Source organism: Paenibacillus sp. EKM301P, assembly GCF_011800295.1.
GTDB lineage: Bacteria > Bacillota > Bacilli > Paenibacillales > Paenibacillaceae > Paenibacillus > Paenibacillus polymyxa.
On sequence record NZ_JAALFM010000002.1, the window covers coordinates 344,947 to 358,378 of the forward strand.

The following is a 13,432-nucleotide window of genomic DNA, read 5'->3' on the forward strand; positions in this document are numbered from 1 at the left end:
TGGCACGCCGTCTGATCGGTTAGATCCAAATCAGTTCAAACCACAGAGAAAACGGTACACGATCAGGCTGTGCATGAATAGTCGTATATTCGGATCGGATGCCTGGTCCGGACGGGGATGTCGGTATTTCGCCATAGCCGTCTTAATGTAGTCCATATTGAGATATTCGGCAGCTCGTAAATCATGACACATCACTTGCAGCTCTCCCATAAACGTGTCCCAGCAAGGAAGCATACGATGTAGCCAATCCGCAGGCTGTACGCCGCGTACTCGCTGGTTCAACCGAACATCATCGGGGAGATGATCACGCATAGCTTTACGAATGAGGGCACGGTCCCGGCCATTTTGTACATATTGTTCAAAAGGTACCGATAAGCAAAAGCGAATGACACGGCTGTCCCCGGTCGGATCACGTTCCCACAGGCCATAACGGAGTGAAAGTTTGGTCGCCATGACACCATTTTTGTTGGCAATCGCCAAATTTGAAAACTTCTCTTTTCTTGTCTGATCGGCATTTTTTCTCCAGCCAGTTCCACTCAATACGGGAATATCTTCTACATTCATCCGCTTGGCAAACTCCGGGTGAATCAGTGAAGGAATCGGACTTTGCTTGCCACGTCCCCACCATGTGCGAGCGTCAAGTGAGGTGGCTTTTTTCAACATCACGGGCAGTAAATGAGACATACGACTGCCTGTAAGCTTGCTATACCGCCTCACTCCCTGCCAAGATTGCAGCCAATGCAAACGGCGAAACTGACGGGCATAATAGTCCAGTGCAGGCCCCCACGATACGGTAAAATTGCCCCGTGCCCCAGTCAACAGAACTCCGACATTATGTTCCTGTGCTTTCTCATAAAAACCTCTAATCCAGAAGGAGTTTTCAAAATATTTGTAGGGAGCCTCCATCAACTCCAGCCACATATCAATTTCAGAAAACGGACTTTTCCCCTCAAAATCCATATAATTTTCACGAATGTTGCCCACATAGCGAGCGGTGGACTGAATATAGCTGCGTTCATTTGCCAGCAATGTAGGCGGTGTCCAATCTGTAAAATCTTGAACAGGTACATAGCTGTAGGCATGTAGCGGCTTGTGTTGTAAGTGCAGCGATGGCGCGGCAAAGCTGGCAACCGCTCCGGAATCCAATCCCCCACTCAGGGCAGCCCCTACAGCGCGATGCGTCCGTAATCGGGCAGTTACCGCCTGGGAGAATACCTCACGGAAAGCTTCTATGTATTCGCCGCCTGTTTTGAGCCGCAACGGCTCTACCTCATCCAGACATGCATATTTACAGAGCGATTGCTTTCCCTCTTCCATAGTGAACCAATGTGCAGGAGGCAGTTGGTTGATATGCTTGTAGGCGGTTGTCCCGATATCGACGGATTCCTGCATTGCACGGATAGATAAGAATTCGGCCAGCCATGGTTCATGCAGTTCTTTTCGCAGAGAGGACAGAACCAATAGCGGAGCGACTACCGTGCTAAACGCAAATCCTCCGTCATGTTGGTAGGTGTACAGCGTACGATTGCCTGTCATATCTCTAGCACCATATAACCGATGTTTCTTAGCATCCCAAATGACAAAGGCAAAATCACCTATCAGATAACCTGCTGCATCAACACCCCATTTGTCGTATGCCAGTAAAATCAGCTCGCTGTCCGTGATATCTATCCGCCGCCCCTGCTCAACTGCTAGTCGTTCAAACAGCTCAGAACGGTTGTCAATGATCGCATCGGCCGTTATAGCCAAATCTCTTAGCTCATCATAAAAGGGAAGACGCTCATGAACAGATTCTGGGGTCACATGCTGGGCATGACATCCCAAAAAAATCGAACCTTCACACCAAGCGCACACGCGGTCAGCGGGATATTTTTGCAGAGTTTGCATCATTTTTTCGCCTTCTTCAGCATATACAGACTCATGCCCAAATCTATAGATTCCGGCAATTGCACTCACGTTCTCCCCCCTTTTCTTTTCCGATACTTGATAATACTTCAGACGCCCAGCGCCCGAACTTACGGGCCAATAAATGGGACCGGAATCCTTGGCTTGGGCGCTGATAGCTTTGGAGCTGCGCGATCAGCCGGTTCCGTTCCTCAAAGCTATGTGCCAGTCTGTTTTCCAGTGATTGAATTCGTCGATCACTCACGATCTGTGCCATATCCATCCTTGCCGGGTTGTGAGGTGCAGCATGACAGGTTGCATTTGTCATGAATACTTTGTTATCTGCATCCTGTTCTTCCAGCATCCGATAAGCTGCCTTCCATTCAAAGCCACTTTGTTGGAGGAACTGGTGTGTACGTCGACTCAACAGCTCTACATCCGGGTCATCCTCAAAGCGGACTCCCGTCAACTGCTCAGCCTGTTCCAGCGCTTCTCCGTAACCAAGCTGCCTAAACAAGCGAGCTCCAATACTTCTGCAATACAGTTCAATTTCCATTGTACTCAATAGATATTGCCAACTATGTACCGAATTCTGATGCGCCTGTTCATGCTCCATGACAAACGGATCACCCGCTCCCATGCTATAAAAAAGATTGGATTGGGGCGTATCCGCAAAGTTCCCGTACCTTTCCATCCCCGGCTCATAATGGATCTCCAGAAAATGACACAGCTTCTCAATCTCCATCCTTGGATTGGCTACGAGCTGTTCATACATCAGCGGGTATGCAAGTGGATGAGGTGTGGCAAAATAATGAGCGTACCGGAACAAACCAACCGTAATATCTGTCATTTTCATATTAAAATGCGGACTTCCCAGTTCCTTCAGCAGGTGAAAGTTCCCATTTCGGAGCTGATTGACCTTTTTAAACGAGGCCACGATGGACAAAGGATTGCGGATAAGCCACACTCGACGGGCAGCCGGGAACAAACGGTCTACAAATTCAAGCACTGTATAGTAACGCGGTGATTTGTCGATAAGCATATCAGCGGTCGTCCCCTGAAGCAGGCCATTATATATTTCAAGTGCATACGAACGAGCGGCCTGCTCCAATACATGTGGAGGGACCATACCTTTAAAAAATTGCCGGAGTATTCCTGTTCCTCCATATGGCCGTGCATGTGACTGAGGAAGATCATATAAACTGAGCAGAAACCACATTTCCTGCGTGGCAAACAGACGGGAATGGTTTTGCAAAATGGCGGTTAGCAGCGAGCTTCCACTTCGAGGGACACTCAACAGAAATACTAGCTTTCCGCCCTGCTTTTCAATCAAGCACACTCCTCCTCTACCTCTGCTCAAGACGTTTTAATAGATACATATCGTATTTTTATTATAATTTATGATACATAATGTATCTTGTCAATCCCTTTGATGGATAAATTCTGTGCTGCACGCTCATGTTAAACCTTATGTAGATGTAGAAATGCTGCCAGTTGTCTGTAAATAATGATCTTGCTGCATGTTAACCAAAGGAGCATAGCACTATGGGACGAGCTGTTAAAGGTACGATTACGATTGAAGGTCATGAAATTGCAATCACAAACCCGGATAAACCGCTGTGGCCCGAAGCAGGTGTAACTAAGGCGCTATATCTTCGCAAGCTTGCGGTATTGGCCCCCTACCTGCTCAAATATTGTCATCAGCGTCTATTGACTGTCATCCGTTGGCCACATGGTATCCATGGAGATTTTTTTTATCAGAAAAATGCCCCACATCCTCGGCCAGACTATATTGAAACCGCTCTGCATGATGGCATTGAGTATATCGTGCTTGGCAAGCTGCCCCAACTACTCTGGCTCGGTAATCAAGCTGCGTTGGAATTTCATCCCTCTCTGCACAGAACAGGAAGCCAACTGCCCTGTGAATGGATGATTGATCTGGATCCATCCAGAGAAGTCGAGCCACGTATTATGGAGGCCGCCTCCATTGTAGGCGAAGTATTGGCTTCGCTGGGGTTGGACTCTGTCCCCAAAACCTCCGGGGCCACAGGTGTACAAATTATCGTCCCGATCCGTACAGGCATCACCTTTGACGAGCTACGCAGCATCGGACTGTTGGTTGGACAATTTGTGACGGAAAAGCACCCGAATCTGTTCACACTGGAACGGTTAAAGAAGGATCGTGGAACAGCCATCTATTTTGATTACTTGCAGCATTATCAGGGAAAAACCCTAGCCGCTCCTTATACTCCTCGGGCACGTCCCGGTGCTACGGTCTCGACTCCGCTAACCTGGGAAGAGGTACGGCAAGATGTGTCACCACTTGATTACCATTTACTAAATATTGAGGAACGGTTAAACCAGGTAGGCGACTTGATCGACAAGGTGCCTCCCCAGCCCGTAGAGGACCTCCTCAAACATATGCGCTCCAAAACACACCCAACCTGATCCATGCTTTGAAGCACAAAAAAGGGGACGAACCCCGCAGCCATAGGCTGAGAAATTGTCCCCTTGCGCTAGTGTATTCCTTTTTTCTTAAAACGTCCGCCCTTCACATCGTGAATATTACCAATTGCAATGAAGGCGTGCGGGTCCCAATCCTCAACGATGCTCTTGAGCTTCGCTTCCTCCAGTCGGGTAATGACGACGAAAATCACTTTTTTGCTCTCGCCTGTAAAGCCGCCTTCACCTTCCAGGTAAGTTACCCCCCGTCCAAGACGGTCCGTCAGGGCATCTCCGATATCACGGTATTTATCACTAATAATCCAGACCGATTTGGACTGATCCAGACCCTCAATTGTAATATCAATCATTTTCATAGCAATATAATAAGCAATCATGGAATACAGGGCATTCGGCCAACCGAATACAAAACCCGCACTTCCCAGAATGAAAATATTAACGAACAATACGATCTCACCGACCGAAAAAGGAGTTTTTTCGCTGACGAGAATAGCCACGATCTCTGTCCCATCCAGCGAGCCGCCGGACCGAATCACAAGACCCACTCCCACGCCGAGAATGACACCCCCGAAGATAGCGCCAAGCAGCGGTTCCCCAGGCGTCAATGCACTTACATTGTGAAGTAACGCAGTTCCGATGGACATAACGACGATGCCGAATAATGTGGATAAAGCGAAGGTTTTACCGATTTGTTTGTAGCCGATAAGTAAAAATGGAAGGTTCAACAGGGTCAGGAAAATACCGAGCGGATAACCAGTAATCTTGGAGGCCATAATGGAAATACCTGTAACGCCGCCGTCAATAACGCCGTTAGGAACCAGGAATATTTCCAATCCCACGGCCATCAGCGCTGCACCAACCACGATCATGGCTGCACGCTGCAATAAGCGTTTTACTTTGTTCTTTGGATTAGCTGGAATTTTGCTGATCTTGGTCAACTCTCCGGTTACATCTGTGATCTCAGACAGATTTTGGACTTCCTTGCTCACTACACTCATATATAAATCCCCCCGTTACAGTATGGTATATTGGACCGAAAAAGGGGCTGCTCTCCGCAGTCCCCTCTCCTTTACGGCGCTTAGTTATGTGATTAGTATATCATAAAACTGTGATTTTGCGCAAAAAAGTTAGCAAAGAGCACATAAATCACAATAAAGCGGGATTATATTGATAAAAACGGCGAAAACCGCCTCTAAAGGAGGGGAGAGAGCATGCGAGTTAGAATTTCAGCTATTTTTTGAGATCGAGGGCGTCTGCGGAACACGTTCAAATCTATTTTGGAAGAGTTGGAAATGTCCTCTACAAAATCTGCCGATAGCCGTTCCAACGCCGAAGTTGCAAAAAGTACAGCGGTCAACTCAAAATTATAGAAAAAGCTACGCATGTCCATATTGGCGGTCCCAACCGAGCCGAGCAAATCGTCCACAATCACCACTTTAGCGTGAATAAATCCTTTTCGATATTGGTAGAACTCCACTCCTGCCTCCAGCAGTTCTTGCACATAGGACAGTGACGCCAGGTGGACCAGTTTCGAATCTGATTGGTAGGGAATAATAATTTTCACATCTATGCCGCTGACGGCCGCCAGCTTCAGTGCCTCATAAATCCCCGGATCGGGAATAAAATACGGCGTCGTTATCCAAATCCGCTTTTTGGCAACCGTAAGCGCTCCAAAGCACAATTCCTGAATCGTATCCCATACCTGATCGGGCCCACTGCTCAAAATCTGTACTTCCTCATCCCCTGTGCAGGTATGTGGAGGAAATAAATTCACGTCCATTAGCCTCTCCCCCGAAGCCAGCTTCCAATCGCTAAGAAACACATTTTGCAGAAAATAAACGCCATCTCCTTCAATCTGCAAATGCGTATCCCTCCAAAATCCCACTTTGGGGTACTTTCCGAGATAATCGTCGCCTACATTGATTCCCCCCACAAATCCGATCGTGCCATCCACCACCACGATTTTCCGGTGATTGCGATAGTTAATCCGGCGGTCCAGCGTGGCGAAAAACGGCGGTAGAAAATAATGAAATTCGACCCCAGCCTCATTACAGGTGCGAATAAATGAATAGGGTAAATGGTAGCTCCCTACGCCGTCCACAATGAATCGTACCTTAACTCCCTCGCGTGCCTTACGGATCATGACCTCCTGAAATTTTTTCCCGATTTCGTCTGCCCGAAATATGTAAAACTCCACATGGATATGATGTTGTGCCTGTTCCATCGCTTTCAGCATGGCGTCGAAAGTCTCTTCCCCGTTCGTCAGCACACGTGTACGGTTGCAGCCAGTCAACGGGTTTTCCGACATACGAATCAACTGGTTAAACAGACGCTCCTGATGCTTGAAATGGGGATTGTGCATTTGCTCTACATTTTCAATCACCTTGGTTTGCGCCCACAGATGTTCACGGAATTCACGAAATAGCTGCGATCCTGCTTTACGAACCACTTTACGCTTCTGGTAATCCTGAGCAACAAAATAGTACACCACAAAACCAATAAGCGGGAAGCAAAACAAAATAAAGAGCCAGGCTACCGCTTTGGACGGCTTGCGAAATTCAAAGAGCAGAATCGTCCCGGTCTGAAAAATAAAAATAATTAAAACCAACAGCAACCACAGCATGTCTAAGCCTCCTTATATATCTACGTTTTATACAAAGCTCCAATTTTTTTGACATGTTTGCCTCTTAAGCTGAATAGATAGTAACCAAGCACTATAGGAGCGATGTCCGGAAAGGAGCGATTATGAAAAAAGGAAGCCTAAATCGCCGGATGACCCTGCTTGTCATTCGGGATGCACAGCAACCGCCCAAGCAGCTACAATGCTCCGCAGCCGCTGTCATTCTCGTCCCGACCCTTGTGATCGCATCAATCTCTACGCTCGTGATCGGGCTGCAAATCCGTTCTTCCCATATTATTTCCCAAATGGAAACCAATCTTGCTGTCCAGAGTTTGCAGATGGAGGTCACGGTAGCAGACAAAGACGCAGCCATTGGGCGACTGCGGCAGGAAGTCATGGAGCTGACGAATCAAGCCACCAGTATTCGCGAACGTCTCCAGCGTGTAACTGAGCTGGAACAACAAATGCAGCAATTCATTCGTAAACACGGAAATTCCTCCAGCGCCAGCAGTAATAAATCAACCATCACCCCCCTCTCCTGGGATGCTTCCGGCCATACCGGGGGTGAATTGATCGCAGTGCATGAAAATACAGCTCTTCTAGCCCGCCAGGCCATGGATGATTTTCAGGAAATCGAAGCTCTGCTGGACACAGTGGAGCGCACGGTTCCGCGCTCTATTCAACAGGCAAACGCCGTACAGCAGAACCTGGAGCGCCAACAAGCCGCGCAGCTGCTCCAGACCCGAAGACTGGCACTTGCTGAACAAGGCAGGCCCTCCATTTGGCCTGTTGGTTCGCGGCGCATGACCTCCAGTTTCGGCTATCGCAGCGACCCATTTACAGGGAAATCCGCTTTTCACTCAGGCGTGGACATTGCCGGTCAATCCGGTGATCCTGTCTATGCAGCAGGGGCAGGCACTGTGCTGGAGGCCGCTTCCAGCGGAGCTCGCGGCAAGTGCATCATCATTCAGCATCCTGACGGACTCCAAAGCTGGTATATGCACCTAAGCGGTATGCAGGTGGCTCCGGGGGACCGTGTTCACAAAGGACAGACCATTGGCCTGCTGGGAAGTACCGGGAGAAGCACAGGACCTCATCTTCATTTTCAGATCGTCAAGCATAACCAACCTGTCGATCCATTGCTGTATGTACAATAAGTTTTTTGCAAAATACCGACAATAAAGGATTGGAGGAAAACGATCATGTTCAAGGAATCCAAAAAAAAGCTCTCCACCCCGGCGACGGATACACTGCTCGCGAACGGCACCAGCTTTGAAGGTACGATTGAGGCAGAGGCCAACATTCGCATTGACGGTCATTTTCAGGGCGATATCTACAGCACTCGCACTGTCGTCATTGGAGAATCAGCAGTTGTACGTTCGGACATTATTGCACGGGACGTCATTCTTGCCGGCAAGGTATTCGGCAGCATCACCACAGAAGGACGGCTGACCATTACATCGACAGGCGAACTGTACGGAAATACGGCGACCCCTACATTGGTCATTTCTGAAGGCGGCGTACTGAACGGCACAAGTCAAATGAACCAAACTATGGATGCAGAGTCGCCAGCTGCTATAGAGAAATCAGAGGATGAAAATCAATCCAGTTTCAGCCAAGACATAGAGGACAGCCAAGCCTCCCTACAACCTGAAGCGGGATAGGGCCGGCTTATACTCCTATATATACAGTACATCCTCCAATCACTCCATAATATCCTCCACTCTGCGTTCCAAAAATAAATGGTACACCTTGCGTATGACGATTTTGCCGCACATATATAATGGAATAACCAAAATGATACCCAAGATCCCGAGCAGGTCGCCACCAACTAGCAATAAAATGACGACAGTCAACGGATGAATGTCCAGCTGCTTGCCAAAGACAATCGGCGACAGCCAATTATCCTGAATTTGCTGTGCAACGATCACCACCACCAGCGACCAGAGCGCCATGGAAGGCGATTCGAGAAATCCAATGATAACCACAGGTATAGAAGCAGCTACTGCCCCCACATAGGGAATAAAATTAAGGAAAATCGAAATAACGGCAAGCAGCAAGGCATAAGGCAAACCAATAATCAAAAATCCAAGGAACATCATCAAGCCCAACGCGACATTGATCAGCACTCGACTGACGATAAAGCTGCTGAGCGCACTATCAATATCCTCCATAACTTCCAGCGCGTCCTTATGATACTTTTTAGGAAAGAAGTTAAGCATTTTGGGACCAAACTTGCTCCCTTCCTTCAACATGTAATAGAGCAATATGGGAAAGGTAGCCAATACGATAAAAAAGTAGGATACGAACGATACCAACTTTACCGAATAATCTGATAGCGTTGAAAAAGCTTCGTTTAACGTATCTGACAGTTGTGACAGCGGGTCTTCACCCGGAGGCAGTACTTGTCTCAAGGATTGATTATGCCGCCATTGGCTCAATTGATCAACCAGACTTTTAATAAGCTTCGGCGCGTTCTCAAATAAATTGGTTACCTGATCACGGAGCGTAGGCCACACTCCCCATGAGAAGAGGAACAGTAACACGCCAATAACCAAATAAATCAGCAATATGGAAATCGATCGTTTGATTTTTCTCCGTTCCATGACATCTACAATCGGTCTCAATAAATAATAGAGGAAAAAAGATAGCATCAACGGTACAACCAGCAAGCTGACCAAGGATACAAGAGGACTGAATATAAAGCTTACTTTGGTGCCCAAGTAAATGATAAGCAATATCATGACGATTCCTGAAGTCAGACGAAAAAAACGATTATTTTGCAGCATATCATACGCCCCCCTGTTCTGTTTCTCTCTACTTCTTTAAACGCAAACCGACCCTATTGATTGATTCTTGCTGAAAATAGATTACAATATACCCACACTTACAGAATATGTAGCAAAAATGACATAGATACTGAATAAAACAGTGCCAACATAGCAAAAAAGGAAGTCCAAATGGCTAGGCATTGGACTTCCTTTTTGTGATCTCAGCATTTTGCCAAAATCCTCGTGTCATTCAATCACACATGCTAAGAGATACGTGTTTAGGTGGAGACATCGCGTTTTACGAAAACCACCCAGGCAATCGCGATAAAAACCACATAATAAGCGGCCAGCACGGCGAGCGAAAAGGTTAGATTGGAACTTACTGTACCCGGCGGCATATCTAGATATTTTTTCAGATCCATATGCGTAAAGAGTACGTATTTGGTCCATTCAAAACGATCTGTGCTGAACAAGCCAATAGAGTTATACACCGTTTTGGTGAACATCATAAACAAGGACAAACCAATCGCCAAAGCGCTCGAACGAAACACCGCGGATAACATAAATGCAAAAGCCATGGTCACGAATAAGGCGATATAGCTATACAAGAAGTTCAGCGTTACGTAAGATATCGGATCACTGAACAGCGGAACAGAGCCCGCTGGTGCGTCTTTCGATAACATCAGCCAGGAGGATAGCGTAACCATCAAGACCAAAACGATTGTTCCAAGCAAGCTGAACAAAATCACCGATATATACTTGGACAACAAAATTTTGCTGCGAGTCCAAGGGCGGATGAGCAGCAACTTAATCGTTCCCCATGTAAATTCGCCAGCCACCGAATCAGCAGCTACAATGACCGTAAACGTCGTATTGAGGAAAAATGTAAACAACGTTGTCAATGCGATGCCATCCCACACACTAACCTGATCAGAAACTAGAGAAATCAGCATCGGAATCACAGCGGTGATGACCGCCAGCAGCCCCAGCATGATCCATGTGCGCACACGCAAGTAGATTTTAAGATTTTCATTATGTACCAGCTTGAAGAAATCAGCCAATGGCCCCGCCTCCCGTCACTTCCAAAAATTGATCTTCCAACGTACGGGCAACCGGGCGAATCGCATACACCTTGACTCCATTTGCAGCCAGCAGACTGTTCATCTCTGCAATCTGTTCCCGCTCCAGATGAAGCAGTAGTTGATTGCCTTCGACGCGCCCGGCTCCAGCAAGCGTATAGGCTTGCTCAGCATCATTGACTTCAAAAGCAATTTCCGCCGTCTGCACTTCTCCCTCTGTATTCTTCAACTGCTTAATATCAACCAATCGTCCGCTCTGAATAATGGCCACGCGGTCGCACATCAGCTCCATTTCGGACAACAAATGGCTTGATACAAACACGGTAATTCCTTCGGTACGGGTCAATTGACGCAAATAATCCCGCAGTTCACGAATACCCTGCGGGTCCAAGCCATTGGTCGGCTCATCCAGCACAAGCAGCTTCGGTCGATGTAAAATCGCCTGAGCTACCCCGAGTCGCTGCCGCATCCCGAGCGAGTAGGTTTTGACTTTATCATGAATTCGGTTTCCGAGTCCCACCAGACGAATCGCTTCGTCTATACGCTCTTGGCTCACCCCGGGAGACATTCGCGCAAAATGCTGCAAATTTTGATAGCCTGTCAAAAACTTGTACATCTCCGGGTTCTCAACAATCGCACCGACATGGGAAACAGCCTTTTCGAAATCGGTATTAATGCTGTCTCCGCAAATATGAATATCACCCTTGCTGATCGAAATCAGGCCAACCATCATACGAATGGTGGTCGTTTTTCCTGCACCGTTCGGTCCGAGGAAACCAAATACCTGTCCTGCCGGAACCTCCAGTGTCAGATTGTCCACGATCGCTTTTGAGGAAATGATTTTACTCACACCCTCCATCCGTATGACGGGAACCTGCCCTGTCGCTTGCTGCATGCTATGAAACTCCTTCCACCCGGAGTGAAGCTGTCATCCATTTTACTGTACATTTCCGGTTTTGGAAGTATTGTACCATATTTATCCTGTCAGAAACACCTTTGGGAGCACCTTATCACGTCTGTTCCTTCTCCTTGTATATCCAAAGCACTCTCCACTCCTCATCTTCCTGCGTCACATAACAAGGCTGTACGATATCAAAAGTACCGAATCGGGTCTTGTAGTGCTGAGTGACCGTAATACGGTAGACCTTCCCTAAATCTTCCCCATTCGAATCGGTACGAATGTCATATTCAGCCTGCGGCTCCCCCAGTTCAAACGTAAACGTATCCGTCCCCATATCCTGCATAAAAACGTGCGCACGCTGCTGCACATACGTGGACTTCTCGAATTTCTTCTTCATTTGTGAATGAAAAAGCTCCCATGAGCCGCCAAAATTCCCCGATTGCTCCATCGTGTAGAACTCGTTCAGCGCTTCTACGGCTTGATCCCCTTCCCCTGTAGACATCACCCCACGCAGACCCATCCACAGTAGCCATAGCAATCCACATATGATTGCAAAATACAGTAGCTTACGGACGAACGCCGAAGCCGCTCTCCTTCTAAGCAGCACACCTGTCCCTCCCTCTGTCGGACTGTACCGAATACTCTACAGATGTATGTGGGACAAGAGAAGTTTAGAAGAGAATAACAGGGTCTCCCTAAAGGACATTCGCCTATATAAGGGATGCCTAAGGTGATGCGGGAGTGGTGAGCAAATGCTTCTCCAGCACTCCATGGATACGTTGGCGTTCCTGCTCATCTACGATGTAATAATACACACCGTTAATTTTGCTCCCATGTCCCTTTATCTCAACGGTATCCGTCTGCTTAAGAGACGGGCCGATCCGGGTCAGGAAGGTCTTCATATCGTCAAAGCTAATGTCTGTGCGAATCTGCTCCCCCGCTGCCTCTAGTATCGGTTTTACTCGCAATAGCCCTTCCTTGCTGATGGACTGGGCAAGAATTTGCTTGAGCAGCTCTCGCTGGCGGGCGTTTCTTCCGAGATCCCCACGCGGATCATCAAATCGCATACGGGCATAGGCCAATGCTTCAGTTCCGTTCAAGTTCAAATTCCCCTGCGCAAAATGATGCCCCTCATACTGAAAATCAAGTGGATTGTAGACCTCCACTCCTCCCACAAGGTCCACCATTTTCGCAAACCCTTCCATATTCATTTGTACATAGTAATCTATCGGGTGATTCAAAAAATGCTCTACCGTACGGATCGACATATCCACGCCCCCAAAAGCAAACGCGTGATTGATTTTGTCCTCACGCCCTCTACCGACCAACTCTGTTCGCGTATCACGCGGAATGTTGAACATCAACATCGAACCATTGGCGGGATTCACAGATAGAACGATCATCGTATCCGATCGTCCTGGATCGTGCGGTCGCCGATCAACACCCAGCACCAGCACGGTGAACGGCTTGAACTGAGAGATGGCTGCCGGATTGGGTGTACTTGATCCAGTGTCTGTACCTACGGAGCGCCCTGCTCCGCCCGTTGCAAGGGTAGAGACCGCTCCGGGCTGCACGATGCTGCGCGGATGATACATCGCATTTGCCGCTGTTTTAAAGGAATGATACACATAGACGGTATAGGCGGCACCTCCTACAACCAATAACGCCACAGCCCCCAATGTCACCTTCAGCCATCGTTTCATACGCAGCCTCC

Annotated in this window: 12 protein-coding genes; 3 read left to right on the plus strand and 9 right to left on the minus strand. The window is 47.9% G+C overall.

All coding sequences use genetic code 11. From position 1 onward, the window contains the following. Positions 1–30: 30 nt before the first annotated feature. Both HFD99_RS07085 and HFD99_RS07090 read right to left on the minus strand, forming a co-directional pair. Positions 31–1,956: an asparagine synthase-related protein gene (locus HFD99_RS07085; RefSeq protein ID WP_025364272.1), complete on the minus strand. Its 1,926-nt coding sequence runs from the start codon at positions 1,954–1,956 to the stop codon at positions 31–33. Beyond that, entirely contained in the window at positions 1,931–3,217 is a 1,287-nt protein-coding gene (locus HFD99_RS07090; RefSeq protein ID WP_025364271.1) for a sulfotransferase family protein, read from the minus strand. The genes HFD99_RS07085 and HFD99_RS07090 overlap by 26 nt, the downstream gene beginning before the upstream one ends. Positions 3,218–3,429: 212 nt before the next feature. Between HFD99_RS07090 and ligD the strand changes: the two genes are divergently transcribed. Beyond that, entirely contained in the window at positions 3,430–4,332 is a 903-nt protein-coding gene (gene ligD / locus HFD99_RS07095) for a non-homologous end-joining DNA ligase (RefSeq protein WP_017426476.1), read from the plus strand. A 68-nt stretch (positions 4,333–4,400) separates the two neighbouring features. Here ligD and HFD99_RS07100 read toward each other — a convergent pair whose 3' ends face one another. Both HFD99_RS07100 and cls read right to left on the minus strand, forming a co-directional pair. After that, complete coding sequence (locus tag HFD99_RS07100; RefSeq protein ID WP_013369852.1) at positions 4,401–5,345, minus strand: YitT family protein; 945 nt, start codon at positions 5,343–5,345, stop codon at positions 4,401–4,403. 194 nt (positions 5,346–5,539) lie between these two features. Further along, positions 5,540–6,970 (minus strand): cardiolipin synthase, encoded by a 1,431-nt coding sequence (gene cls / locus HFD99_RS07105; protein WP_019686424.1) that lies wholly within the window; start codon positions 6,968–6,970, stop codon positions 5,540–5,542. 122 nt (positions 6,971–7,092) lie between these two features. Between cls and HFD99_RS07110 the strand changes: the two genes are divergently transcribed. Together HFD99_RS07110 and HFD99_RS07115 are read left to right on the plus strand one after the other, a co-directional pair. Further along, a complete protein-coding gene (locus tag HFD99_RS07110) occupies positions 7,093–8,124 on the plus strand; it encodes a M23 family metallopeptidase (protein WP_017426474.1) in 1,032 nt (343 codons plus the stop codon). Between the two features lie 45 nt (positions 8,125–8,169). Further along, the gene (locus HFD99_RS07115; RefSeq protein WP_107734024.1) at positions 8,170–8,631 is read left to right on the plus strand and encodes a bactofilin family protein; all 462 of its coding nucleotides are present in this window, start codon (positions 8,170–8,172) and stop codon (positions 8,629–8,631) included. A 39-nt stretch (positions 8,632–8,670) separates the two neighbouring features. Here HFD99_RS07115 and HFD99_RS07120 read toward each other — a convergent pair whose 3' ends face one another. From HFD99_RS07120 to HFD99_RS07140, 5 genes are all read right to left on the minus strand, one after another. Continuing rightward, complete coding sequence (locus HFD99_RS07120) at positions 8,671–9,756, minus strand: AI-2E family transporter (RefSeq protein WP_016821228.1); 1,086 nt, start codon at positions 9,754–9,756, stop codon at positions 8,671–8,673. Positions 9,757–10,016: 260 nt separating this feature from the next. Next, on the minus strand, positions 10,017–10,799 hold the full coding sequence (locus HFD99_RS07125) for an ABC transporter permease (RefSeq protein WP_016821229.1): 783 nt from the start codon (positions 10,797–10,799) through the stop codon (positions 10,017–10,019). Further along, positions 10,792–11,712 (minus strand): ABC transporter ATP-binding protein, encoded by a 921-nt coding sequence (locus tag HFD99_RS07130; RefSeq protein WP_045244078.1) that lies wholly within the window; start codon positions 11,710–11,712, stop codon positions 10,792–10,794. The genes HFD99_RS07125 and HFD99_RS07130 overlap by 8 nt, the downstream gene beginning before the upstream one ends. A gap of 115 nt (positions 11,713–11,827) precedes the next feature. Next, complete coding sequence (locus tag HFD99_RS07135; RefSeq protein WP_016821231.1) at positions 11,828–12,325, minus strand: hypothetical protein; 498 nt, start codon at positions 12,323–12,325, stop codon at positions 11,828–11,830. 118 nt (positions 12,326–12,443) lie between these two features. Beyond that, positions 12,444–13,421: an LCP family glycopolymer transferase gene (locus HFD99_RS07140; RefSeq protein WP_016821232.1), complete on the minus strand. Its 978-nt coding sequence runs from the start codon at positions 13,419–13,421 to the stop codon at positions 12,444–12,446. Positions 13,422–13,432: the final 11 nt, after the last annotated feature.